We start from the raw sequence: 26,533 nt of genomic DNA, 5'->3' as shown, positions 1-26,533 counted from the left end.
CGATAACTCTCCGATGGCGTCCACTCCTTTCCAACTTTTTTACAGCTTCTTCATTCAACCCATAGACGGCTTCAGTCGTTATGATCAGATAAACATTCAGATATCCTGTCTTACCGAATAAAATTCAAGAATAATATCGGCATTAGAAATAACAGAAAAAGTGGCACAATTGTCTGCATTGGTTCTGAAATCACCCGAGCAGATAAAAGCATGCTCGATTTTTGAAAAGAATCCACGGGGTTTTTCTTGATTAATTCCCCCGTCACTTTTTTATCTTGTTGTAATAAGCCCAATTCTTTTAGCACCTCTGCATCAGCGGTTTTGAGGGGCTGAATACTACTCAGCTCCCCTTGCACCACTCGCCGATAAATCGTCCCGATATCCCCTTCACACCGCAATAACGTCAGAATTGCGGTGGTATCGGTAGGTTGCTTTTCGACATATTCCACTTCCGTATCACGAATGACTTTATTGACTGTCACCTTGTAGGTATAAACATCTTTAAAGTCCGTCGTATAGACCGTATCGCCCTCAGCTAAATTTCGAATTCGATGAAGCAAGACATCTCGCTCAAAAATATTATGAGCTAGTAAGACATAATTGCCTTTGCCTAACTGTTGTTCTTTTCGATAAGTCGCGGCACCTGTCAGTAAATTTTCATTGGCCAATCCGGCTAAAATAGGTAAATCAATCGAGACTTTTGGAATCACTAATTTGCCAATCCCCCAGTTATTCGCCGTTTGTTGAAAAACCGTTTTGGCTTCCGCGTAGTTCGAAACGTTGACACTGGCAATTTGTTTTTCTTCAAAGTTCGCTTGACTAATCTTATCCAAGTTAAACTCGCTGATTTCCTCTTCCATGCCAATATTAATCGGTGGCATCTCGGTCTCTTCTTGCATATGAGCATAGCCGTAAATCGCAATTCCTAAGATGGTTACCATCGCTATAAAGAGTGTGATAAACAAGCATTTGCTCACAAAGAACAAGCGCTTCAACTGTTTACGCGCTTTTTCAACGACTTTCTTGTTATCTGAACGGAAGCGTTTCACTTGGAAACGATAAATCCCCATCAAAATTAAGAATAAGAGTAAATTCGCACCAAGAGTCAGTAAAACCACTGTTTGATAACTCCACAGGTTTCGCTTGGCCACTTTTTTATTCAAGGCTTCTTCATACGGAATCCGATGCCCGGTCACCAATAAGCGATAGGTATTAATCCCCGGTGGTGTACACGTCAGTAACGTGACGGTATCCTTGCCAGAAATGACTTTAACTTTGTCAATCTCACTAGGTAAGACTTCTTCAAAGGCATCAATTTCATAAGCGAGCCTTTTACCCAAAATATTGACGAAGAAGATATCCCCTTCCACCAAATTCTTAATATCAGTAAATAAGACTTGGTTCTTCACACCACTATGTCCCGTAATCACCGACCGGGTATTCAAACCGCCGACAGGAATCGAGGATGGTTCAAAATGCCCCAGCCCTTTATCCAGTGTTTGGTAAGAAGTCCCGTTATAAAATGGTAGCGCTGAAATATCTAACGCAGGAATATCCAACGTCCCCATCACCGCACCATCTGTGGCAACGCTCGAATAGACAATCGATTCTGTCGCTTGTCCTTGTTGTTTTTTGTAGATATAGTCATTGTATTTTTTCGCCAACTCGATTTGCGCATCCCGCTCTTCTTGCGACATTTTCTTTAAGGAATCGTCGTATTGCGAGACTGCTTCACTTCGTTCACGATTAGCTAGATAATTACCGACAATGGGATAAAGTAAGATCAATGTCCCTGCGAAAATCATGAGACACGCGAAGATCATCAGAAATGAATGCTTCCGCTGTTTTCTTTGTTTCTTACGTTTTCGCCCCATAGCTGTTTCCCCCTCTATTCCTTCGTGTTCCTGTGTAATCAAGGAAAGAAAGAGTAACCCTACAATTAGAGTTACTCCCTCTCAAATTTACTTAGTTACGAGTTTTTCCGCTCTCTCATGGAGAGAAAACCAAGCGAGCCCATGATAAGAATCACCAAACTCAGTGGAACAAACGGTTTATAATTCCCGATGTTCCCACTGGTTTGTGGCAAACGTTCCACCACTTTTGGTGTATCCGTGGGTGCTTTCTCAGAAACAACACTCGATTTTGGGTATAAATACACTTCGGAAAGTGCGTCAGTTCCACCCGGTTGAGGTAAAGGGAGTTCTAAAATAACTGGCTCCATCACGTTCTTTAGTTTCCCGTTATTTTTTTCAATCACACGATACATCCCTTGAACCAAGCCATCTAATCTCGCCAAACCGGTTTGATCTGTGACAACGGTCGTCGAAAAAGCTTCCGCCCCTTCGACAATTTGAAATCCAGAGCCACCTGATAGAGGCGTCACCCGAGTGATTTCGTACTGAACGCCTGGTAAGGGAACCAGTTTGTTTCCTTCAGAATCCACCGCATGCTCTACCTTCGAGCCATCTTGAAGAAACTCTTTAGGTAGAGAGGTTTTATCATCAAGTTTGTATTTTTGAATCGAGATGGCATAAGAATCAACACCCACCTCTGATCCATAGGCAAGTGAGCTATTGCCCACCAAAAGAAAGATGAGGGAAAAAATCATAGATAATGTTAACCCATGCGTTTTCAATTGTTTATTCAACTTAAGCCTCTCCTTTCTTTTTAGGTGTTCGATAGTGCCAAGCAATGCCTAAGAAACTTGCCAAGAAAATACTTCCCGCAGCCAAGATGAACAAACGAACCGGTCCATTGCCCCCAGTAAATGGTAGCTTGGTGGTTGGATCATTTTCTTGGTAGAGAATAATCGTCTCATTTCCTTCTTTGATCGTAACTTCTAACGGATAGGTAATCAGTTCAAAGCCAGGTGGCGCCTTGGTTTCAATCAAGGTGTAATCCCCTCGGAAGAAGAAATCAAAGAGTAAGAATCCTGTTTCATCTGTCGTTGCCGTGCCTTGCGCCACGCCATCATGATAAATCGTGAATTCTGCTCCTTCGATTGGTCGCCCAGAAGCTTTCTCCACATCACTCAAGACCCCATCATTATTGGCATCCACCGCAGTCCCTGTCTCGAATTTGTATACACGAATCCGGGAAGCTCGAATCAAACCGATGTTAACGTCGGTAATGTGATGGGTAGGATCTGCCGGCGTCGTTGCCGTCGGTAAATCTGTCAAAACTGGTTGCTTATACCCTGGTGTTTTATGGGTAGTCTGGCTAGCCTTCGAGTTAAGTGTAGAATCATTGCCGATATCAGGAGTCGTTACTTGGACTTCTTTTCTGACGACGCGATCATTGACTATAAACTCTGCGACATACGTACCTTCTGCGAGATTGCTAAATTTATACTTCCCATTCTCGTCTGTTTTGACTAAAGAATTCCCAGAAGCATCAATTAACTTTTCACCAGTTAAATTTTCTTTCACTAGCTTATTTTTATAACTAGTGTCCTCAAGACTCGTCCGATACAACTTCACTGGAATATCTTTAGCGAAGATCTCTGCCGAACCATCAGCCATATTGCCAATCAACCCATCATAATTATCGTCATACCAAGCCACTCCTGTCAGATCACGACCATAGACACGTGTCCAAACAGCTTGCGAATTTACTTGTAAATCGAAATCTGAATTCATTTGAGCATTATTAATCAGAACATCACCAGCTTTTTGGTCCTTCGGTTGAATCGTAATTTTTAGCGTTACTTTCGCATCAACCGCAAGTCTTGGTACAGAAACCATGATTGCCTTAGCATCCTTGATTTTATTGACAGGATCTACTCCTGGTTTATAAGTTGTCCAACCAGAAACAGAATTCGGATCGGTGTCATAGGCCATCGAAGAGTTAGAGAACGTAATCGTCGGGCTTGGTCCAGTCACTTGAACATTCGTCACTGTATAGTTCCCGCTAAACTTCGTTCCTCGACCATCATTATCAAAAGGCAGGACATCGAGTAATCGGCCATCAACAATATCATCCAGACTTTCGTTTAGTAACGTGACATCATAAGTAATTGACGTATTAGGGTTTAGGTCCCCTTGATTTCCCACTTCAATTAGCGGTTTATCAGCATCTTTACTTACAATAACCTGTTGCATCCGTTGAACCATAAAATAGTCTGAAGAAGAACGAACTTTTTCAGGCGACGTATCCTTACTATTTTTGTCTCTGGTTGCCCAAACCTCACCAACGGTTTTTACTGTTAAGTTATCAGTATAACCAGTATTTTTATATACTAAATCTTGTTGGTTTAATATACCTTTAAAGTTAACTTCTAAACCGTCTAAAACAGAAACCTTTGTAAAGTTCCATATCAGTGTAGTTGTTCCATCAGGATTACTTTGAATGCTTGGTTCAGGTATCACATTGCCTAAAGAGTCTGTACTACCAGATTCAAAATCATAACTCAATCCTTTTGGTAATATAGTTGTAATTGAGCTATCGAGAGAGGAATCTTTACTTCCTTTGACAACAGCATTTACTTTTATATCTACTTTTTCATTAGATTTATACAAACTTTCTACTACGTCTGTTTTAGTAGTAATCGAAATATTCTTAACATATGCTGATTCACCTAGCTGGTTCCAATATTCCATTGGATATTTATACTCGCCTCCAACCATCGGTGGTTGTCCATTAGATTGGAAAGGGGTTGGAACATAAGTTCCATAACCTGCAGTATTCCCACCACCAGTCTTTCCAGCTGATCCATAGACCGCTGAATCAAACATCACTTCACCAGACTTATCAATAAATCTTTGAGAACCTAATAATACTACCGCATTATTTTTAGGTGTCTTAGCCCCCGAATTTGCTGTAACAATGACTGGTATAACTACCGTCTTCTCTAAAGCTATTGCTGTATGCGCAGGATTATGGTCATATTTACCTGTATATAGTACCGCACATATCTCTCCTGCAGCTTCGGCTTCCGCTGCTGTATCATACCAATTGTAAAAATCTTTATTTGAAGGGAGTTGTCCTACCTTCATAGTATAAGGTGGAGAATTATTGAGCTTCCCGCTTTTTATTACACCATATTCAAATTTTGCCGAATTATTTTGAGTAGAGTACGTATAATAATAAGGAGGTAATGATGTGTCAAATTTGAATGCACTAGAATCCCACATAAATAAATGTTCACTACCGGCTGTTTTTGTAGCCAATGCTGCACCCTGCATAACCCCTCTAATACTAAACCAAACTCTACTTCCAGTAGAGATTTGAGCATTCCCGTAGTTAGCTGATGCCCCATTAGTGGATCCTGGGGTTGCATTATCTATCCGGATAGTTGTATCTGGAACTGTATACAAGCCACCCAATTGTTCACTTAATATAGTCGGCATTGAAGTGTAAGATCCATTTTTCCCAACAACTTCTGGATAAGTTATAGACGAGTTATTAGTATCAGTAATCCCGTCATACTTTAACTGTTTCACACTCAATGTCATATCATAACGTGTCCAATTATTATTTCTAGCGAAAGTTTCTGTTTTCGTTCGATCCCAGCTGAAAATTAATTCTAAACTGGAAAAACTTTTTGCAGAAGCAGTAGCCATTCTTTCGCCAGTCATCAAATAAGTATAAGGATTATATGTAGGGGCATAGTCCCCATTTGAAACTGCCGCAGCTCTAGTTACAGAAAATTCACCAGAATCATATACACCTACCTCACTCTTATCATCAAATACAGGTTGCGAATTAAATATTCTATAAGATTTAGCATGAGGTACAGCTAAAGGTCTGACAAAATCAGTTTTATTGGTATTTTGTCCACCGATAGTTTTTTTCCAATCACCCACTGATCTATTCGTTACTGCAGGTGCATAGGCTTCTACATAAAATGGATCATAATGTACACCACTTGTCAAAGTTCCCCCTGCAGTTCCTATCTGATACGTCGCAGATTGCTCAATCTTATAGGTAATTTCTCCACTAGGAAATGTTGAGCCTCTATAGTCATCAACAGCTCTAGTTGCAATGGGTTTAAGCTTGGTAATTACACCTACATCATAGGCGCCCATATACAAATTAGTCGATCCAAACACTGTATTTTTCTTAATCTCACCTTGCACCAATTCTACAGATACAGATGGTTTAGCAGAAACTGTTGTTGCCTGAACTTTTAAATTTGGCAGTTGAGTATCATTGAAAGCTTTTTCGATAACTTCAACTTCACCAGTTTCTTTATTCGTGGCTTCAACAATTTCAAGTTCAAACTCTGGCGTGATGGATGTTCCATGTTTGGCACCAAAAACATTCAGAGTCACTGGTACAAAAATTTGACCAGTATCACTAATAACCGATTCCATAATCCCCTCAGAGTATTGTTCCCCACTAGGTAAATCATAACTTTGGCCATTTGCAATAGCACCTACATTTACAAAAGTTCCATTAACATTTCTAAAAGCATCAGGCAACTTGCTTATTACTCGATATTTAATATCAGAATACTTTGTTTCAGTATTATCGTTTTGTACAGAAAATGAAACTAGATATATAATTTGATCAAATGAACGCACCAAATGGTTATTTGCACTAGAATCGTAGCCTGGACTATCGTTCCCTGCGTCAAAGCTATCTGTCCCTGTTTTCTTTACGATTTTTGCATCACGAATACTGATAGTCCCTGTACCAGCCCTTGTTTCTTTTTGTTGCTCTTTTGTCTCTGGTAAAAACTTTGGTGTCCTTAGTGAATCTTTTTCATCATAGTCTTCAGAATTCAATTCATCTAAGGTCTTTTCAGTTGTTTTTGTTTCGACAAACTGAATATTCTCATACTCATTCGAATCGTCTGCTTTATCTGACTCGTTTTTTTCTGAATCTACTTCTTGATTTTCTTTTTCTGAAACTTCATTAGTAGGTTCATTACTTTTTGTCTTAGAATTTGTTTCTGATTCAGAAGAAGTTTCTTTTTCAGTCTCTTTACTTGTTTCTAAAGCATCAGTGTCCACTGTTGACTGCTTCGTCTCAACTTCTGCTCGAACTGTTTCTGTCTCAGACTCTTTCGTTTCTGATTCAACAGGAAGTTCTTCAAAGGTGAAGAGTTGTTGCTTATCTTCTTCCTTTTGAGCTGCTTCCAAAACAATGGGTACTTCTTTATCCGTTTTCCTTTGTATCACTACTGTTAACGGCTCGTCTTCTACAACTTGCAGATAGGTTTTGCCTTGGCCGTCTTCGTTTGTTACATGAAAGACTTCTGGTTTGAGTGAGTTTTCAGATTCTTCACTTGTTGATGTTGCCTCTGTAGAAGATACCGTTTTTTCCTCGGTTTCTTCTTGATGAACGGTCGAATCTACTGTATTCTTTTCTAGCATTTCAGCCAGGTCAGTTTCTGGTTTTTCAGACAGAGAGACAGTTTCGCCCTCTTCATCTACTTGAAACACTTCATAAGCTGAATTATCAGGGAGTTCTATCAATTCAGTTTTCTTCCCTGTTAATTCAACTTCAATCGTGTCCTCTTTAACAGAGACATCTGTCAAAGTTTCGGTTTTCCCTGCTAATTTGACTGTCGCAAAAAGCTGTTCAGAATCATCTGCTTTTAAGCTATTTCCTTTAGGGAGTGTTAGAACAATCCCTAAAAGAAATATAATCGGAAGAAGAACGGCGACTATCTGCTTCACTCGTGTTTTATTTCGCATCGCCTATCCATCCTTTCATTTGTTCTCAATTAAGCTTTGCGACGTTTTTTGTCAACCATGATTGCTACTGTACCAACAGTAATTGCACCTAAAGCGATTGCCACAAGAATTGTTGTACCTTCGCCCCCAGTAAATGGCAATTTAGTTTGGCGTTTGTTGACGATATCTAATTCAATTGAATCATCATCTGCTGTTGCTAAGTTAACAACTACTTCTACGGGTACTTTCAGTTCTTCGTAGTCTGCTGGAGCTTTTGTTTCGACTACCCAGTACGTCCGTTCAACTTCAGAATCTTGTACATAATTATCGCTATTCGCATCTGTCCAATCTAACGCTAAACCATCAAATGTTGCTTTACCATCTGCATCAGAAGTTGCTTTAATTAATTCTACTCCAGTAGGTAAAGTAGCACCTTTCGCATATTTATTACCATCTGTTCCGATAAATGTGCCCGCTTCTGCATCTTCTTTTGTGAAAGCAATCATAAATTCTGCGTCTGCTAACACACCTTTTGTATCTTCAGCTGTTTTTTCAATATCGAATCCACCTGTGAAATATTTAGGTTGTGTCAATGGCGGTGGCGTTACTGTTTTCGGTTCTTGACCAGGAATTTGATAGTTAACCGTAAAATCATTCTCTACGATGCCATTCCATTGTTCTGGAACAGTCGTTACTAAGATCGTACGAATATCGGTAAAGCCATTCGCTTCAGTTCCGACTTTTGTTAAACCAGCTTCCGTTAATTTTGTTACTAATGTATTCGTTGCAGGATCAAAAGTAACGGTATAGTCAGTAGGATCTAAATCTGTCCATGGGCCACCATCGCCTTGTTTAACTTGCATTTTTGCACTATCCGCTTTGTATTCTAAGTCTGGGTGTAATGTATCAGTCATTGAGAAGTTTGGTTGTAATAAACCACTTGGATCGCTAACTGTAATAGGTTGCCCAACAACCATGTCGTATGTATCTGGTAATTTATTGCCATCTGCATCATAAATATCTAACTTACCAGGCTGTGTCGCAACTTGCCATAAACCAGCTGGTACTTTCGCTGCAAGTTCCCATTGGAATTCTTGTGCGGCATGAACCGAATCACCTTTTATCCCATTGATTGTTTTATCTGGATTGACTAAACTTTCCAAGATATTCTTCGGTTGAACTTGTACATCATAGATTAATGTACTTAAGTCAGTACGGTTTGTTTGCGGTACGTATACGAAGAAAGGATCCGCTGGTACTCCAACTTTTTTACCTTCTGTCGCTGTTAAATCAGTACGGTCATCTGGCAACTCAGTGACTAGATAAATCCCGTCATTCGCACGACCAACACCTAAATCAAAATAAGCTTTCCCATCGGCATCTGTTGTAATTGTCTCTGGAGTAAAAGTAGGATCAATCGTGTAATGCGTGCCTAAGAATTGTTCTCTTGAGTCAGTTAAAGAAGTATCTCCGTTGACTGGAATCACACGTTGAAGAGTAAATTTGATTCCTGGAAGTGCAAGTTTATCAACAGTTGGATCAAAAATCCCTGTCCCACGATCGCCTAAATCAGCGGCATCTCTTACTTGATATTTCCAAAGTGTAATCGAACGGTGTGAGAATGTATCGGCAATTGCATCTGCTGAAATATCCTCCGCTTGTGCAACTAACACGCTCCCCAATGGTGCAAAGCCGACTGCTGTAAATAGCGTAGTTGCTACTACCGCTTTTGTAAGTAATTTTTTAGTTTTAGTTTTCATTTTTCATGCTCCCTTACTTCACTTAATAATTGGTCTCCCAATTTTTCATAGTCAAAACTAGGATGTTATGTACTACTTTTTGAATCTTTATGCTTGATTTCTTGTCCACACTTCATTAATTCTGCTTGAATCTCTATACAGATAGTTTCCCATTATACTGCTCAGACCATCCCTGTCTTACAAAAAATTATTAGACCTCCATTTCCTAAAGTATTGGATAAAATGTTTATCAAATTAGAATTATCCCCATAATTCCACTTGATAAATATGAAGTTTTCACTATAGTATAAATAGCCTTTTTATTTCCTGGAAGGACTTATTCCAAGAAAGGCACTCAACCCCTTGCCAGCAAAGGGCTAAATTTTGCTGACGGCTTAACTGACGGCTCATACTTTTACAAGATAAAAACCGAACTATGGTTTTTAGAAAGAAAATAAAAATGATATTTTGAAATAATAATCGTTATTTTAAAAATTAAATAATAACGATTAATATTTATCGTCTCGAAAATTAATCGTTTTCATGACCGCTGTTTCTCAATTTAGCTTAATTTACGAATCCATTTTTTCCTTTGAGACATCAATGAATCCGTATAGATATCCAAAGTCATTTTCACAGATTGATGACCTAATAATGAGCTCACGGAAGATATATCTGCGCCCAACTCTAACAAGCGCGTGGCAAAAGTGTGGCGTAATTGATGAAAATGGAAATTTTGTAAGTTTAAGACACGAGCTATTTTTTTAAATTGATAAGTTAACGTACGTGGTTCAAAGAAATGTCCTTTTTTACCGACGACATAATCGCTCGTTTTTTCTTGGTTTTTTAGTATACGCAAGATTTTTTCATTTAATGGAATTTTTCGATGCGAAGCTGTGCTTTTTACCAAGCCTTCATGAATTTCCGTCTGAGGAATGACTTTCTGTGTGCGTGTACTAAAGATTCGTTGCAACGTTCTGGTAACCGTCAATTCCTTTTTCTCAAAATTGATATCCGTCCATTTGAGGGCACTGATTTCGCCAATTCTTAAGCCAGTATTCAGTGCTAACAGGATTGGCAAGCCTTGTTCTGTCTTCATGGCTTCTTGCTCCAAGCCTTTTTGTTCCTGTTTTGAAAGAGCACGAATTTTCTTTTTGACACAAAATGGATAATGTAAACCTTGGAAAATGGCTGTATACAAGTGTTTCACCCCATTCGTACTGTTAAATGCACTTTTAAAAATCTGAATCGACAAACGAATCGTCGAGACTGACAATCCCTCTTCTAAAAGTTGATGAATCAAGTGTTGGAGATGATTCTTTGTGAGTTTTTTTATTGAAATGTCACCTATATAAGGAAGGATATATTTTGTTACCTTATATCGATAGCTTGAAAGAGTGGAAGGTTTTACTTGAAGAGGCAACTCATTAAGCATCCAATTATCAAGTAGTTTGGAAACCGTCCATTGTAGCTCATTGGAAGTAAAGTAATTATTTTCATAGTATTTTTTCATTTCATATAATTTCTCTTTTAGCTCACGATAGGTTCGTGCATACACGTAACCATAATAAATTCTGTTGTCAGAATGGCGTCCCTTTATATAACGCCCTTCCCAGCGTCCATCTTTTCGCTTATATATATTTTCTCCCCTTCGGGCCATGATCTTCATCCTTTCATTCTTGACGGCTTATTTGACGGCTAAAAAAAACTAAGATACAAGTCCGCTAAAACGCAGTCACTACAAGAGTTACGCCTTTATATAATTAATGTTATCGAAAATAATTGACTTTTATTTGGGAATCAATTATTCTTAATTTAGGATAAATTTATTGATATACTCACTATCCGTATTAATTAAAAATTTTTATTTCTTGGAATAAGTCCTTCCAAGAAATTTTTTTGTCTATTAAGACCACTAGAAAAGCTGATAAAGCAAGCATTAGCACGAGTTTGAATAAAAAAATGAAAAAGGAATCTTTTCTGCAGACAGTTGCTGATGAGATTCCTTTTCTGATGTTAAAAATATATAAATAAAGGGCTTACATTCATTTGGAAACTTGTTAGAAAAACTTGTTCTATAGTTGACAATACCGTTAGTAAATTACTTACGTAGCCAGCGAGTGTGACAAGTTTAGTGCTTTCTACTGTGTGAGTGAAATTCCATGATGGGCAAAAGTTGCTACTAATCTCTTACTTAGTTCGATAGTCCTCCCTCCTCTTTTATAATTTAAATTTTTTTGATTCTTCCTTTTTATTATTCGTTAGATGGCTACCAATCCAACATCACAGGATCCATCCCCTCTGAAAATACTATTTCGTACATACCTATCATAATGTAAAGTTAAATATTTTACAACATTAAAGCTGACATAACCAGCGAATAGTAAAGTTAAATGAATGTTAAGTATTGCAAAATCCTTTTAAAATTAGAACTAAATTACTTTAGAACGGAGAATACTATGAATGAGGAAGAGATCAAACTTTTTGCAACTATAGAAGCACAACGGATTATAGATCAGCTCATCTCTTTGCGTAAAAAGAAAGGGATGTCTCAAGAATTATTAGCCGAAAAATCTGGCATGAGTCGCAATACGATTATTCAAGTTGAGAAAAGAAAAGTAAAAATTTCTCTGGTGACTTTCTGTGCATTACTCAAAGGATTAGATGTGAAGTATTCTGAATTTTTTAACATAACCCAGCAAGAAAGTAACCTGGCAGAAGAATTTGGGGATAATATGGTTGAATTGATGAAAAAATTAAATGATAATCCTAATAAAGACAAATATATGGCTATCTTAGATACGTTACTGACTATCAAATAGAATTTTCCCAACAACGAGTTGAGGGTTTAAACGGGAATGACTGACTAAGTTTATGCTAATGAATTTCCTACATATCAATTTGAAAAAATCGATAATGATAATTCTCAACAAAATAACCCTATCTAAAAAAATTTGAATGGCTTCTTAGAAATTTCATGGTAGAACTGATTTCCAGATAAATAAAAAATGCTAAAAAGCCTATAACGAAAGCTTTCTAGCATTTATACATCTGTTACTCTTCTTAACTGAAAAAATCCAATTGCTAAATCAAATTAGCGATTGGATTTTTCTGACTTTTAAAAGTCTATTTAAAGTTTTTTTGTAAAAATTCGGCTTAATGATACAAATCAAAGCGACCTTTGGCTAATGTTTCTTTGACGCCGCCAGTTTCTAGTAAGGATTTATTCATAATCATTTTCTTAATGAATGAAGCTGGATAGCCTTTGACAGACGTTTTGCCGACTAGTCCTAGCGCATGAGAATTTCCGATAGAGGCAACAGAGCCTTGAGATTTAAAGGTAAAGGTTTCTGTTTTTTCACCTTTCAATTGATGCAGAATATTCTTAGCTGCCATCGAGCCCATCTTCAAAGCAATCTGGGCAGTGGTTGGATAAGGACGTTGACTTTCTGGATCCATGACTGCAGAAACGTCACCAATTACGTAGACATTTTTATGATCATTGTCTGTTAAATCTTCACTCACCATCACACGTCCACGACGTTCAGCAAAGCCAGATTCACCCATCACATGGCTTCCACTAACTCCGGTTGTCCAAATAATTGTTTTAGCAGCAAGTTCTTTCCTCGCACCAGTGTCAGCATCATCTTGGTAAACAACAATTCCTGGTTTGATTTCTTTGATTGGTTTACCTGTGCGCCATTGCACACCCCAATCAGTAAGATGTTTGATAGCATAATCGGCTAATTTTTCATCAAACATTGGGAGTAAACGAGTCACAGCTTCAACGCAATAAATTTGAATTTTATCTGGCGTTACGCCAGCAATTTCAGCCATTTCTTTCTTACCTTCAACAAGTGAACCTAAGAGTTCAATCCCAGTGAAGCCAGCACCACAGACGACAATTTTTAAGAAATCCTCATTCTTAGTTGCCGCATATTGACGCATCATTTCATGAATATGTTGATTGACTTTAACCGCCGAATCCACATCGACCATTTCTAAGGCATTTTCAGAAACGCCAGGAATGCCAAATGATTCAGATTGGAAACCTAAACCGACCACTAAATAGTCATACGCTAATTCTTGACCCGTTGCTAAGGCTACTTTTTGACTGTCGCGATCAATTTTTGTGACTGTGGCTTGAATGAAGGTGGTCTTTTCTGGATTAACCACATCTTTGATTGGATACGTAATTTTTTCTTTCGGTTGTGTGCCTGCTGCAACTTCATGCAAATCAGTCGCTTCGAAATGATACGTATTTTGATCAACTAATGTGATATGAAATTCCTCTTTGCTCTTTTGTAACTCTCTCAATGTCCGCAAACCTGCATAACCTGCTCCTAAAATAACTATTTCTTTCATCTTGTTTCGCTCTCCTTATCATATAATCCCTATTAAAAAGCTGACTACTTGGGCAAATGCACCCAACGCTAATATACGGATTGCACAAATAAATGTTGTTTGTTTCTTTTGTTCCTTTAAGAATAATCGAATCTGTTTGATAATAATCGGTACTATTAACAAACTCGCTAAGACCCAGATAGGTGCTAACTCAAGCACTACTGAGGCTACTATGCTCAATAAAGCCACGACATTAAATAACACAAATAGTTTTATTGAACGTGCCTTACCCAAATAATGAACCAAGGTATACCGCTCATTTTTTTCATCTTCTTCAAGATCACAGATATTATTTGCTAGCATTAAATTTGCAATCCAAAGTGTGTTTGGAAGGGATATTAAAATTATCCCTCCAACCGTTTCAAAAGTCCATTGAAACGATTCGTAAGTATTTAGATACACACAAATCAAGGAAATCATAAAGCCCATCGTAAATCCTGAAAAGAATTCACCCAAAGGCAGACTGGATAATGGACGCGGTCCTGAGGAATAAAAAATACCCACTAAATAACAATAGATACCCATTATTAGCAGCGGCCAGCCGACCACAACCGATAGGCCAATCCCTAAGACAGCAGAAACGATAATCATGCCCACCATCAGACGAAAAACTAGCGGCAAGGGAATATTTTCACGGCCAATAATATTGGTCTTTTCCTTGTAGTCATGGACGTCTGTTGCATGATGATAATCGTTATAGTTATCTAAAATATCCACCGCCATATTGAAAATAAACATCGCAATAAAATAAATAAGGACATAAGAAATATGAATCGATTGATACTTATACCAGCTATAACACAGGCCAATAAAAAACGGAAAAACACTCGCCGTCTTGGCTTTAAACTCAACTAACTCTAAAAATGTTGCTAAACTCATTTCTTCACCACTTTTCTCGACTATTTAAGGCATTAAGCTAGTCAACTTCCCTTCCCTGAGGTAAAATAAACACTGTTGATTAGTTTATTTGAAAGGATTTTATTATGTTAGACTACTGGAACAATTATCCTACAATACAAGAAAAACTCAAAGCCGTTTGCTCAACTATTGAGTCTCAAGTACAGGTTAGGAATCAGGAAATTCAAGAAGCTTTGACGAATCTGGCACAAGCCGGTGGGAAAATGCTCCGTCCCGCTTTATTCTTATTATTTTCTGAGGTTGGTGACTCCACCAAGCAAGACCAAGAGCAACTAATTAAAGTCGCGGCATCGCTGGAAATTCTGCATATGGCGACTTTAATTCATGACGATATCATTGACGATTCGCCTTTACGCCGAGGGATTATTACCGTCCAGGCCGAATACGGCAAAGATGTCGCTGTCTACACTGGAGATTTATTATTTACTGTTTTCTTTGATTTATTGTCTGATGCTATGAATGGCTCTGAATTTTTACATACCAATGCTCGTGCAATGAGACGATTACTACTCGGCGAGCTGGATCAGATGCAGGTTCGCTTCGATCAGAACCAAACACTTAATGATTATCTTCGTAGTATCAATGGCAAAACTGCCGAGCTCTTTTGGCTCTCTTGTATTGAAGGTGCCCATTTTGGCAAATGCTCACCTGAGACCCAACAATTAGCTGGCCGTATCGGTCGTAATATTGGTGTCGCGTTCCAAGTCTATGATGATATTCTTGATTATGTCGCTGATAGTGAGCAACTCAAAAAGCCAGTCCTCGAAGATTTGGCCCAAGGCGTTTACACCTTACCACTTTTATTAGCAAAAGAAGATCATCCAGAAGTCTTCGCGCCTTACCTAGATAAAAAAGCGGCAATTACTGTCGAAGAAGCCCAAAAAGTCAGCGCGCTTGTGCTAGAATATGATGGCGTCGACAAGGCCAAAGAATTCGCCCTCGAGTTCACCGAAAAAGCCTTAGATGAGATTGATCTACTCCCTGACAGTCCAGGAAAAACCATGATCAAACAGTTAACCTCTGAATTATTAGGACGAGAATACTAAGCACTCTTTACAGTGAATGGAACTCTACAAAATGGACAGCCTGATGCACACTAAAAAGTGATGCGTTGGGCTGTTTTTTTAGGATGCTATCACTCTACCCTCTCAGCAGAAAATAATTTAGACTACTGAGTTTAACATATCGTCAGATAGATTTGCTATATTTATTCGTCGATGGCTTAGTTATCTTTTATAACTCTGAATCCGTTATATTAAGTTGCATAAATACTTTGAATGGGTGTAAAAAATTGTCTCCTATCGGAAAAATAATGCTTATCTACTTTTTTTTTAGAACGAAATACAGATTCTATTGCAGGTTATATTGTAATAAAGAGTCTCCTATTCATGAATGTACATTTCTGAAATCATCTTTCCCTTATAAGTTTCAATTTGAACACTTAATAAGTGGTAAATATCTGGTTTTTTTATCACTTGTGGCTTGACGACATTTTCTGAAGCAAAAAATGAGATGGAAGTAACCTTTTTAAAGAGAATCCTTGTAGGCAATGAATTCCCTTTTTTAACGCTGGGATGAAACTAGTCAAAACACAACGGATAGCCACAAGTGGGCAATTTCTGATTTCTAGTTAAAAACAATAGTTAGAATTGAATAAGACTTCTTATTGATACTCCAAATAAATTATTTATTGTCTAAAGTTTTATAGCTCATTCAAAAAAATCCTCAGCTTATAAAAAAAAGGACCGTGACTAGTTAGTCGCGGTCCTTTAATACTACTAAAAGCCTTTATCAATTGCTTGTAAATGACGATAACGGGCACTGGTTTGTTCTAGTTCTTTGGGACTGCCACTCATTTCGAGTTGGCCATCTTCGATGAAGATGACACGGTCCATCAAAGAGATTCCCTGTAAATGATGGGTAATCCAGATGATTGTCTTTTCTTGTAATTCATTGAAGAAAGTTTCTAGTAAAGCTTGTTCTGTGATTGGATCAAGTCCAACGGTTGGTTCATCTAAGAGAATGATTGGCACATCTTTTAAGAGAATTCTTGCTAAAGCTAAGCGATGTCGTTCACCGCCAGAGAAGCGTAAGCCGGCTTCGTCGACCATCGTTTGCAAGCCTTCAGGTAAAGCTGCGACCATTTCTTTTAGGCCAACACGGGCTAACACGTCCCAGACTTCTTCTTCTGTTGCTGATTGACGACCAATCCGCAGGTTGTTCAGAATGCTCGTGTGGAATAAATAAGGCGTTTGATGGATTACACCGATATAATCGGTAATCGCATCACCAAATGAATCAGTCTCCACACCATTTAATCGAATAGCGCCAGCTGTCGGTTGCAAATCGCCACGAATCAAGGAAGCTAGCGTACTCTTACCTGAACCACTACGGCCTAAGATAGCTAATTTTTCACCGGCTGTAATTGATAAATCTAAATGCGAAAGCACTTCTTTAGTAGTGTTGGGATACGTAAAAGTTACGTCCTTAACGTCTAAGTTAAAGGGACCTTCAATCGTTGCCCGCAACTCTGGCTGTTCTTTTTTATCAGGCAACTCATTTAGACGGTCAATCGAATCTTTGTAGATATTGGTTTCTTGGGCAGCTGATGGCAGCGGTGCAAAGGCATCAATCAGAGGAAAGACGCTTAAGACAAAGGCGGCAATCCAGTTGGCTGCGCCACCATGATCTCCTTGAAACTGATTACTTGTCCATAGTAGTAAAGCAATCGTGATAACGCCAAACATCATTTGAAGAATAAAATCACGGGTGCGGTCAAAACGATTAATCTTTTTCGTCGTTTCGCGCAGCGCACTTTCAGCTTCTTCATGTAGGGCCACATAAGCCGCACCTCGTTGGCTAAAAATCCAATCGGAAACACCTAAGACGTTATCCGTTAAATCCGTATACAGTAAATTTTTCATCTGCTTCTCTTTTTCTTGACGAGCCCCATTTACCAGGACGGACCATAGTGGTAAGAGAAATAACACGATACCTAGTAATAAAAGCATGACTAGCGCAAACCACCAAGAAAAGACGCCTAGTCCGATAATGATAAAGACATATAAGAGCCAGGCAATAATCGTTGGAAAGATTGTCCGTAGATACAGATTTTGGATATGGTTAATGTCCTCAGCTAACAAGCCTAGGATATCACCCGTCCGATAATTCCGTTTGAAAAAGATTGCATCTTTCTCTAATGTTGTGTACAGCTTCAACCGCAGATTTGAGGTCATCTTTAGAACCCAATTATGACTGGTCAAGCGTTCGATATAGCGAAAGACGGGACGTCCAATCCCGAAGGCCCGCGTTAGCACAATCGGAATATAAATCATCAAAATATTTTCCGGTAAGGAAGCCGCGCGACTAATCAGATAACCTGAGTTGAACATCAACGCGCCGGCACAAAAGAAAGTGATGAAGCCCAAAATCAAGGCGGCGATTAGTGAACGTTTGTATTTTTTTAGAAAGGGTTTGACCCAAGTATCAGTTTTCAATGACCGAAATAAGCCAATTTTATTCATCTTCTCGCCCCCTCATTTGTTGACTTAGGCGAACAAAAGCTGCGCCGTTTGCTTGTAATTCTTCAAGCGTTCCTTGTTCGACGATTTGACCTTTGTCCATTACCAAAATGTAATCCATTTCTTTCATCCAATGCAATCGGTGAGTAGCGAAAAAGACTAGTCGGTCATTCATTAAAGGCAACATCCGCTCCTTCAATTCCACTTCCGTTTCGATATCTAGATGGGCAGTTGGTTCATCTAATAATAAGATTTTTCGTGAGTGATCTAAGAACGCTCTAGCCAAGGCAATCCGTTGCGCTTGCCCACCACTCAAGGTTCTAGCGCCTTCACCAAGTGGTGTTTCAATGCCTTCGGGCAGCTCAGCCACCAACTCACTTAATCCAGCTACTTCAATCGCTTGTTGAATTTCTGCAAGCGTCGCTTCTGGATGATAAAAGGCGACATTTTCTTTCAGTGAAAGCTGGAATACATAAGGATTTTGTGGAATATAGATTAATTGTTTTTGCCAAGACTGTTGGGCAAATGAATCAATTTGATTATTCGACAGCTTAATCGTTCCGTCTTCTGGATGTAAAAATCCACTAAGGATATTGATTAAGGTCGACTTCCCTGAGCCACTCATACCGATAATCCCAATCTTTTTGTAGCCGCTCACGGCAACATTCAATTGATCCAAGGCTAATTGGTCTTCATAACGGAAAGAAAGATTCTCAATAGCTAATTGACTTTCATTGGTCCAGGCACCGATTTCTTTTTGAGCAATCTCTTTTTCTGGATGCGTTAAGACACTGTTGACTGCCGTCATGGCATTTTTCCCATCTAAGGTTGCATGATAGTCACTAGAGAAATCACGAATCGGTAAGAAGTACTCCGGTGCCAAGATTAATACTGTCAACGCTGGGAACAATAAAATCACGCCATTAATTAAGCGTAAGCCTAGCAGTACGGCTACAACAGCGACAGATAAAGTAGTAAAGAAATCCAAAGCAAACGTTGAGAGAATCGCAACTTTTAAGGTGCTCATCGTAGCTTTTCTGAAACGCTCACTGGTGTGAAAAATACTTTTCCCGTAGCCTTTACTTAGACCAAATAATTTTAAGGTATCAATTCCGCGTAGAGAATCGATAAAATGATTGGATAAAACTTGAAAGGCTGCATACTGCTTATCGGCTTTACTTTGCGCCGCATAGCCCAAGATAATCATAAAAATAATAATTAGGGGAAAGACAATCAACAGGACAGCGCCTGATTGCCAATCTAACATAAAAATAACAACTAAAAGCATCCAAGGAATGATCATCATGTTCATTATTTTTGCCAAGATCAAGTGGATGTAATTTTCCACTTGATTAATTCCATCTAAAGCCATCGTGGTCATATTTCCGGTTCCTTCTTGTTGCACCACTTGTGGACCCATTCGGAAGATTTTTTGTAAGAGTTCATTACGCAAATGACTGGCTTGTTCGTAAGCATAATCATCTAATAATAAATCACGTAAGAACGTCACAAAATGGCGCCCTGCGTAGACACAAATGAATAGAAGTATCCATTTCGTCTGTTCCTGCAGTGTGCCACCTTCCCATAATCCGGTAATTGCAGAAGCAATTGTATAGGCTTGGCCAATAATAAAGATTGCCTGCAGAACAGCGAGTCCCGCAAGCAATCCGAGCATTTTTTTCATTCCTGGAAGCTTGATGACTGCTCGATCGATCATCAATTAAACCTCCGTTGGTGTGTGTGTGATTCGTTTTCTAAAGACATAGTAAGCCCAACCTGTGTAGGCCAAAACGAATGGTAATAATGTGAGTGACAGGTAACTCATAATTTTCAATGTGTAAGGAGTAGACGAGGCATTTTCGATTAAGATATCGTGTAAGCCATCTGAACTAATCAAGACACGTGGGAATAATCCACTAAATAATAGAACGACTAAAACAACTAATGTCAAACCACTGGCCAAGAAAGCCAATAGTTCTTTTTTCTTATAGACAGAGACATTCGCCACCACCGTCAAAATAACGATTAGCGCGAGTAAGCCTAAGGTTAAGAAGAAATTATTGTCAAAGAAGTCAGTGAAGAAGTACATCAAGACAGCAAAGACCACTAAGCCAACATACAGTATCCAATACAGTAATTCGGCATAATTTTTAGCTCGCTCACGCACAGGTCCAGTTGTTTTTAAGGCAATGTAATTCAAACCATGTAGGTAGCAGAGTAACGTTAAAGCCACGCCACCGACTACTGAGAATAGATTAATATAATCACCAAAAGTCGCAGACATATTGCCATCCGCATCAAGCGGCATTCCCTGAATCATACTAATAAATAAGATACCGAAGAAAAACGGTACTAGGAAGCTACCAATCGATAATGTCCAGTTCCAAATATTTTTCTTTTCCACCGGCATTCTGTGACGGAATTCAAAAGAAACACCACGAATGATTAAACCGAATAAAATGATGAAGAGAATCAAGTAATAGCCACTGAAGAGTGACGCATACCAGTGTGGAAAAGAAGCAAACATCGCGCCACCAGCCGTTAGTAACCACACTTCATTGCCATCCCAGACAGGCCCAATCGTTGAAACAATCTGATCTTTTTCATCTTCGTTATGCGCCAGCGTTTGAACCGACATACCGACACCAAAATCGAAGCCTTCTAAGAAGAAGAAACCGGAAAACAGGACACCAATCAAGACAAACCATAATAGTTGTAAGGCACTCATACGTCAAACTCCTCCTTATCAAATGGATCTGTTGAAGGTTGATTTTCTACAGCTAAGACTGATTCTTCAAACTCAGGCCCTTTATTTAACTCACGACGGACTAAGTAAATCATCACCGCGCCCAACGTTGTAAATAATAGGAAATAGATAATATTTGAAGTCAATAATGAAGCGGCAGAAACATTAGGTGAGATACTATCCTCAATCGTGAATAATCCATAGACAGTCCACGGATAACGACCTAATTCGGTATTTAGCCAACCAAACGTGTTAGATAAGAACGGTGCAAAAGTACAAAGCGCAACAATCCATAACATCCAACGTTTTTCATATAAGATTGGTTTTTTCTTACGAGTCAGGAATAAACCTGCAGCTGAAACTAAGAGCATTAAAGCACCAAATCCAGCCATAATTCTGAAGCTCCAGAATAAAGTATTGACTGGCGGATAATAATCTTTGTCATCGCCATATTCTTCAATTAATTTTTGATTAACCGTGTCCATCCCATCGACTGAACCAGATAGACTGTTGTAAGAAAGAATACTCAACATATAAGGAATTTCAATCCCGAAGACTTGTTTGTGTTCCCGTTCGTTGGCCCAAGCGATTAAGGTCCAAGCAGCTGGATCACCAGAATCTTCATAGGATCCTTCCATTGCAGCAAATTTCATTGGTTGGTCTTCGATTAAAGCTTTCATTTGTAAATCACCAGAACCAATCACTGCAAGTGACCCTAATAATCCGATAAGTAAACCAAGACGTAGAGATTTTTTGAATAAAGCATGGTCGGTACGCTCTTTATTTAATAATTTGAACGCAGCTAAACCAGCTATAATCATCCCACCCATTGTAATCGCACCGGCAATTACGTGAGAAAATTCATACCATACTTGATGGTTCGTTAACAACGCTCCGAAATCGTTCATCTCTGCTCGACCGTTATTTAGCGTATAACCTGTTGGATGTTGCATAAAGCTGTTGGCAACTAAAATCCAAAAGGCTGACATAAATGACCCAATCGTCACTAGCCAGATGAACAGTACGTGAAACTTAGGTTTTACTTTATCCCAAGTAAACATCCATAAGCCTAAGAATGTTGATTCTAAGAAGAATGCCAACAAGGCTTCCACTGCGAGGGGTGCGCCGAAAATATCGCCGACAAAGCGAGAATAATCAGACCAGTTCATACCAAACTGGAACTCTTGAATAATACCTGTTACGACCCCTACCGCAAAACTCAACAGAAATATATTTCCCCAGAATTTTGCTAATTTTTTGTACTGCTCATTTTTTGTAATGACATACAGTGTTTCCATGACAGCGACGACTAATACAGTCCCAATTGAGAACGGTACGAAAAAGTAATGGAAGACCGTTGTCATGGCGAACTGAAAGCGCCCTAACGTCACTATATCCATAGGTGTTTCCTCCTTTGTTTTTTCTTCTCCTTAATAGAAAAGAAAATAATAATCATTGCAATTTTCAAAACCGCTGAAATAAAAGAAAGTTTAGCTGAATAATTGCGGGTTTCATTGGAAATTATACGCTTGTCTGTCGAAAGTTCAATGATCTTTAGCCATAAAAATAAACAAAAAAAAGAAATCTCTCTCTTCCTAAATTAACAGGCGGTTAGAAGAGACAATCGCTTGAATTCTATTCAACAAATGCTATTTTTCACAAATCTATTCTCAACAACAACGAGGCAAATTGCCCGTGAAAATCCCCTACTTAGTTTATCTTAACTTCGCCATTTGGACAACTAAAATGTACTCATTCTAAAAAAGAATTCCCTCGGCTCATTTTTTATGAGCAAAGAGAATTCTTTGTCTAACGTCAGTCATGCTTATTTATTTTCCAGTGCCGCTTTCAACGCTTGTGCCAATGGGCTTTCTTCTGGTTCTTCCGCTTGCGAATATTTCTTCACTAAACGTCGTTCTTCGTGTTTCGTCATCTTTTGTTTACGTTCCTTTTTATCAGGAACTTTTTCGGTAATCGAACAGAATTTGCACTTGAAGAACGATCCATTCTTCCCGTCAATAATTTCCATTTTTTTATGGCATTGTGAACAACGATGATTTGATAATTTCGGATCTTTGCGGCGGCGATAGCTACATTCTTGATTGGTACAAACATAAATTTTGCCATCACGCGTATTTTTTTCTCGTAAATTATTGCCGCAATCCGGACATTTCTTCGACGTCACAGAGAAGTCTTGATACTTTTGCTCACTACGTTTCACCTCTGAGACCAAGCGTTTGGTTTCTTGCTCGATTTCTTTAATAAATGTTGCAGCAGACTTCTTGCCTTTCGAGATGGCTTCTAAATCTTTTTCCCATTTTTCTGTCAGCTCAGGCGTTACTAAGGATGGATTGACCAACTCTAATAGCTGCTTGCCCTTTTGAGACACTTGCAAACCACTAGTCGCCCGCTCCATCAATTCTGATTTAATCAACTTTTCGATAATCTCAGCTCGTGTCGCTGGAGTTCCTAGACTGTGTTTTTCCATCAATCCTAGCAAAGTCCCTTCCGTCAGTGGTTTCGGTGGGCTAGTCAACTCTTTGGTAATGGTAAAATTCGCCGGCACGCTTTGACCGACTTGCCATTTCACTAAAGGTTGTTGTTTCTCATCAGATTTCTTCCAACCCTGTTCAATCACTTGGCTTTGTTGGAAAACGAATGATTCTTCGCCAAAAGTGACAGTCACTTTCGTTTGTTGCGTTTTATGTGGTTCAGCAAATAATCCGACAAATCGTTGCACAATCATTTGATAGATTTTTTGCTCATCATTATCTAGTTTTTCGTAACGTGCCGCTTTTTCTGTCGGCAATAACGCATGGTGGTCCGTGACTTTACTGTCTTGGAAAACCTTCGTTTGTTTCACGACAGCGCCTTTTTTCAGGTAAGTTTTAACTTCTGGTGAAAAATCGCTGACCGCTTGCAGCCGTTCTTTCATGGTTGCTTTCATATCCATCGTTAGATATTTACTGTCCGTCCGCGGATATGTCACAATCTTGTGAATCTCATATAAGCTCTGAACCAACGATAAAGTTTTCTTAGCTGAAAAATTATAACGCTGGTTTGCTTCTCGCTGAATTTCAGTCAAATCATAAGGTAAAGGTGCTGGTTCCACCTTCGTTTTTTCTTGGATATCAGTGACTTTACCCAGCTTTTTACTCAACTCTTTGACAAACGCTTCAACTTTATCCCGCTCCTTAAAGCTGTATGGATTCTTCTGACGCATCGTTGCTTTTTGTGTTTGTGCCATCAGTTGAATCGTAAAATACGTTTGTGGACGAAACTGTTCAATTTTCTTCTCTTGCTCGCGCACTAACGCCAAGGTCGGTGTTTGAACACGACCCGCTGACAGGTTATCTTGATACTTGACCGTCAATGCACGTGTCACATTTAACCCTACCAGCCAATCGGCTTTCGCCCGAGCTAAGGCTGATTCATATAAATCATCGTACATTTTCGCCGGCTTTAAGTTTTTGAAGCCATCTTTGATTGCTTTATCTGTTTGCGAAGAAATCCATAATCGTTTAACTGGTTTGTTAAAATGCACATACTCAAGAATCCAACGCGCCACCAGCTCCCCTTCACGCCCGGCATCTGTCGCAATCACAACTTCCCCCACATCATTGCGGTTCGCTAATTGTTTAATTGCTTTTAATTGATGCCCCGTTTTAGGCAGTGGTTTAATCCCTAACTTATGTGGAATCATCGGCAATGTTTCCATCTGCCAACTCTGCCACTCCTTCTTTAAATCTTCCGGCATTTTTAAGCCTAATAAATGACCAAGGGCCCATGTCACAATAACCTTGGGTCCTTCGTAATAGTTTTTATGCTTTTGCTGTGCGCCCAAAACTTTGCTCAAGTCCTTGGCAACACTTGGTTTTTCCGCTAGAATTAGTTGCTTCATAAAATTCCTTTCCGCTTTCAACTGAAATAGGCTGATAATCTTTAAGCAACGCTAACCCCTTGTATTGCTGCAGGTCATCATCACATTCTTCACACCAGCGCTCATCGCCCTCACTCCAAAAAGCGCACAAAAAGTTACTCTTCGCATTAATATATGTATATTGAGGCTGTAACTTTATCCATTGTTCTTTATAGAAGGCTTGTGCGGACTCTAATGTTTGAAAAGTCGATAACTCTTCAATATCAGATTGCCAGTCTTCGAAAAACCACCAGGGTTCATTATCACCATACATTATTATCACTTGGTACATCGCTGGCCCTCGCTTTCTTCTTGTTACAAACCATACTAGTCACTTTTAAAAAAAGTTGCAAGAATTTGATTTGTGAAAAAAGTCGCTTTTTCTGAAAAGAAAGTCCTATTTTCTATCAATCATTGAAAACTATCCATAGTCTAAGGTAAGTTTATCACAAAACAGGCGGCTCGTATGAGAATTCTTAAGATTTCTGAAAGAAGCCCTCATTATTTTTTCCTACTTTTCAATTCGATGATTTTTATCTGACTAAAAAACTCGAGATGTTTTAGGGACTTATTCATTCCACTTGCAATTGACAGCGCTTGAGGAACATGATAGCTTGGGGATATAACAAGATTATCTCATCCATAAAGGAGCTTATTTATGAAACCATTTCAAGCATTACTCGTTAAAGAAGTTGAGGAACAAATAGTTGCTGAGATTGAACAAACAACCATTGAACAATTATCACAAGGCAATGTCTTAATCGAAGTTGCCTATTCTTCCGTCAATTACAAAGACATGCTCGCCGTGCAAAAAAATGCAGGCGTCATCCGCGAATACCCAATGATTCCAGGAATCGATTTTAGTGGAACAGTCGTTGAATCTGATGATGAAGCTATTTCAGTCGGACAAAAAGTTTTAGTCACAGGATTTGCAGTCGGCATGAGTCACACTGGAGGCTTCTCAGAATACGCCCGCGTTCCTAGCGAATGGGTTATTCCGTTGCCTGAAACCTTGACTTTAAAAGAAGCCATGATTTTCGGCACAGCTGGCTTAACCGCCGCCTTATCAATTCAAGCATTGGAAAATAACGGCTTATCCGTCGACAATCAACCAGAAATTTTAGTCACCGGTGCCACGGGTGGTGTAGGAAGTCTGGCTGTTCAAATCTTAGCCAAGCTGGGCTTCACCTCTATTACAGCCATGGTCCGAAAAGAAAACCAAGTCGCTGTAGCCCAATCACTCGGTGCTCAAAATGTCGTGTTCGCCAGTGAATTTGCTGATCAAAAACGACCATTGAATAAACAAAAATTCCATTACATTTTAGATACCGTCGGCGGCCAAGTCGCTTCAGACCTAATTCCATTCATCCATTATGGTGGCAGCATGAGCCTCTGTGGTAACGCTGGTGGAATTAAACTTGCGACAACCGTTCTGCCTTTTATATTGCGTGGTGTCAATCTCTTAGGCATCGACTCAGTCAACATTTCTGTTGAAGAACGAACAGCCGTCTGGGAAAAACTAGCAACCAGCTGGAACGTCAGCCAAACAACTCTATTTGATGAAGTCACATTAGCAGAGTTACCGAAGACCATTGAAGATTTAAAAGCCGGTCAACACCTTGGGAGAACGATCGTTAAATTATAATAAAAAACGCCAACGCTGA

General features: G+C 39.1%; 16 protein-coding genes. 3 read left to right on the top strand and 13 right to left on the bottom strand.

Annotated features, from left to right (window positions below):
• Window positions 1–110: 110 nt before the first annotated feature.
• From BAU15_RS13055 to BAU15_RS13035, 5 genes are all read right to left on the bottom strand, one after another.
• Entirely contained in the window at window positions 111–1,874 is a 1,764-nt protein-coding gene (locus BAU15_RS13055) for a sortase family protein (protein WP_161843178.1), read from the bottom strand.
• 95 nt (window positions 1,875–1,969) lie between these two features.
• Window positions 1,970–2,647 carry a pilin N-terminal domain-containing protein gene (locus BAU15_RS13050; RefSeq protein WP_237580200.1) on the bottom strand — a complete coding sequence of 226 codons (678 nt, stop codon included), beginning with the start codon at window positions 2,645–2,647 and terminating at the stop codon, window positions 1,970–1,972.
• A gap of 1 nt (window position 2,648) precedes the next feature.
• Window positions 2,649–7,643: a SpaA isopeptide-forming pilin-related protein gene (locus BAU15_RS13045; protein WP_161843177.1), complete on the bottom strand. Its 4,995-nt coding sequence runs from the start codon at window positions 7,641–7,643 to the stop codon at window positions 2,649–2,651.
• A 29-nt stretch (window positions 7,644–7,672) separates the two neighbouring features.
• The gene (locus BAU15_RS13040) at window positions 7,673–9,382 is read right to left on the bottom strand and encodes a SpaH/EbpB family LPXTG-anchored major pilin (protein WP_161843176.1); all 1,710 of its coding nucleotides are present in this window, start codon (window positions 9,380–9,382) and stop codon (window positions 7,673–7,675) included.
• A gap of 541 nt (window positions 9,383–9,923) precedes the next feature.
• The gene (locus BAU15_RS13035; RefSeq protein WP_161843175.1) at window positions 9,924–11,021 is read right to left on the bottom strand and encodes a tyrosine-type recombinase/integrase; all 1,098 of its coding nucleotides are present in this window, start codon (window positions 11,019–11,021) and stop codon (window positions 9,924–9,926) included.
• Window positions 11,022–11,820: 799 nt separating this feature from the next.
• Between BAU15_RS13035 and BAU15_RS13030 the strand changes: the two genes are divergently transcribed.
• Window positions 11,821–12,183 carry a helix-turn-helix domain-containing protein gene (locus tag BAU15_RS13030; protein WP_161843174.1) on the top strand — a complete coding sequence of 121 codons (363 nt, stop codon included), beginning with the start codon at window positions 11,821–11,823 and terminating at the stop codon, window positions 12,181–12,183.
• A gap of 334 nt (window positions 12,184–12,517) precedes the next feature.
• Here the strand turns inward: BAU15_RS13030 and BAU15_RS13025 are convergent, their stop codons facing one another.
• Window positions 12,518–13,726: an NAD(P)/FAD-dependent oxidoreductase gene (locus BAU15_RS13025; RefSeq protein WP_161843173.1), complete on the bottom strand. Its 1,209-nt coding sequence runs from the start codon at window positions 13,724–13,726 to the stop codon at window positions 12,518–12,520.
• A gap of 18 nt (window positions 13,727–13,744) precedes the next feature.
• Window positions 13,745–14,644 (bottom strand): prenyltransferase, encoded by a 900-nt coding sequence (locus tag BAU15_RS13020; RefSeq protein ID WP_161843172.1) that lies wholly within the window; start codon window positions 14,642–14,644, stop codon window positions 13,745–13,747.
• A 104-nt stretch (window positions 14,645–14,748) separates the two neighbouring features.
• On the opposite strand from BAU15_RS13020, the gene BAU15_RS13015 reads away from it, so the two are divergent.
• A complete protein-coding gene (locus tag BAU15_RS13015; protein WP_161843171.1) occupies window positions 14,749–15,729 on the top strand; it encodes a polyprenyl synthetase family protein in 981 nt (326 codons plus the stop codon).
• 732 nt (window positions 15,730–16,461) lie between these two features.
• Here the strand turns inward: BAU15_RS13015 and cydC are convergent.
• From cydC to BAU15_RS12985, 6 genes are all read right to left on the bottom strand, one after another.
• Window positions 16,462–18,207, bottom strand: a complete 1,746-nt coding sequence (gene cydC, locus BAU15_RS13010; protein WP_161843170.1) for a thiol reductant ABC exporter subunit CydC — start codon at window positions 18,205–18,207, stop codon at window positions 16,462–16,464.
• A complete protein-coding gene (gene cydD, locus BAU15_RS13005; protein ID WP_161843169.1) occupies window positions 18,200–19,921 on the bottom strand; it encodes a thiol reductant ABC exporter subunit CydD in 1,722 nt (573 codons plus the stop codon). The genes cydC and cydD overlap by 8 nt, the downstream gene beginning before the upstream one ends.
• A gap of 3 nt (window positions 19,922–19,924) precedes the next feature.
• Window positions 19,925–20,932, bottom strand: coding sequence for a cytochrome d ubiquinol oxidase subunit II (cydB, locus tag BAU15_RS13000; protein ID WP_161843168.1), 1,008 nt, complete (start codon window positions 20,930–20,932; stop codon window positions 19,925–19,927).
• Window positions 20,929–22,350, bottom strand: coding sequence for a cytochrome ubiquinol oxidase subunit I (locus BAU15_RS12995; RefSeq protein ID WP_161843167.1), 1,422 nt, complete (start codon window positions 22,348–22,350; stop codon window positions 20,929–20,931). The genes cydB and BAU15_RS12995 overlap by 4 nt, the downstream gene beginning before the upstream one ends.
• A 425-nt stretch (window positions 22,351–22,775) precedes the next feature.
• The gene (locus BAU15_RS12990; RefSeq protein WP_161843166.1) at window positions 22,776–24,851 is read right to left on the bottom strand and encodes a DNA topoisomerase III; all 2,076 of its coding nucleotides are present in this window, start codon (window positions 24,849–24,851) and stop codon (window positions 22,776–22,778) included.
• Window positions 24,772–25,161 (bottom strand): DUF1033 family protein, encoded by a 390-nt coding sequence (locus BAU15_RS12985; protein WP_161843165.1) that lies wholly within the window; start codon window positions 25,159–25,161, stop codon window positions 24,772–24,774. The genes BAU15_RS12990 and BAU15_RS12985 overlap by 80 nt, the downstream gene beginning before the upstream one ends.
• A gap of 366 nt (window positions 25,162–25,527) precedes the next feature.
• Between BAU15_RS12985 and BAU15_RS12980 the strand changes: the two genes are divergently transcribed.
• Window positions 25,528–26,514, top strand: a complete 987-nt coding sequence (locus BAU15_RS12980; RefSeq protein WP_161843164.1) for a YhdH/YhfP family quinone oxidoreductase — start codon at window positions 25,528–25,530, stop codon at window positions 26,512–26,514.
• The last annotated feature ends 19 nt before the right edge of the window (window positions 26,515–26,533 follow it).

The organism is Candidatus Enterococcus huntleyi, assembly GCF_009933175.1.
Taxonomy (GTDB): domain Bacteria; phylum Bacillota; class Bacilli; order Lactobacillales; family Enterococcaceae; genus Enterococcus_K; species Enterococcus_K huntleyi.
The sequence above is the reverse complement of the archived record's forward strand: the minus strand, read 5'-3'. Positions and strand labels throughout refer to the sequence as shown.

Coding starts and splice junctions, on each gene's coding strand:
- BAU15_RS13055 (WP_161843178.1), bottom strand. CDS start 1,874: ATGGGGCGAAAACGTAAGAAACAAAGAAAACAGCGGAAGCATTCATTT.
- BAU15_RS13045 (WP_161843177.1), bottom strand. CDS start 7,643: ATGCGAAATAAAACACGAGTGAAGCAGATAGTCGCCGTTCTTCTTCCG.
- BAU15_RS13040 (WP_161843176.1), bottom strand. CDS start 9,382: ATGAAAACTAAAACTAAAAAATTACTTACAAAAGCGGTAGTAGCAACT.
- BAU15_RS13035 (WP_161843175.1), bottom strand. CDS start 11,021: ATGGCCCGAAGGGGAGAAAATATATATAAGCGAAAAGATGGACGCTGG.
- BAU15_RS13030 (WP_161843174.1), top strand. CDS start 11,821: ATGAATGAGGAAGAGATCAAACTTTTTGCAACTATAGAAGCACAACGG.
- BAU15_RS13025 (WP_161843173.1), bottom strand. CDS start 13,726: ATGAAAGAAATAGTTATTTTAGGAGCAGGTTATGCAGGTTTGCGGACA.
- BAU15_RS13020 (WP_161843172.1), bottom strand. CDS start 14,644: ATGAGTTTAGCAACATTTTTAGAGTTAGTTGAGTTTAAAGCCAAGACG.
- BAU15_RS13015 (WP_161843171.1), top strand. CDS start 14,749: ATGTTAGACTACTGGAACAATTATCCTACAATACAAGAAAAACTCAAA.
- cydC (WP_161843170.1), bottom strand. CDS start 18,207: ATGAATAAAATTGGCTTATTTCGGTCATTGAAAACTGATACTTGGGTC.
- cydD (WP_161843169.1), bottom strand. CDS start 19,921: ATGATCGATCGAGCAGTCATCAAGCTTCCAGGAATGAAAAAAATGCTC.
- cydB (WP_161843168.1), bottom strand. CDS start 20,932: ATGAGTGCCTTACAACTATTATGGTTTGTCTTGATTGGTGTCCTGTTT.
- BAU15_RS12995 (WP_161843167.1), bottom strand. CDS start 22,350: ATGGATATAGTGACGTTAGGGCGCTTTCAGTTCGCCATGACAACGGTC.
- BAU15_RS12990 (WP_161843166.1), bottom strand. CDS start 24,851: ATGAAGCAACTAATTCTAGCGGAAAAACCAAGTGTTGCCAAGGACTTG.
- BAU15_RS12985 (WP_161843165.1), bottom strand. CDS start 25,161: ATGTACCAAGTGATAATAATGTATGGTGATAATGAACCCTGGTGGTTT.
- BAU15_RS12980 (WP_161843164.1), top strand. CDS start 25,528: ATGAAACCATTTCAAGCATTACTCGTTAAAGAAGTTGAGGAACAAATA.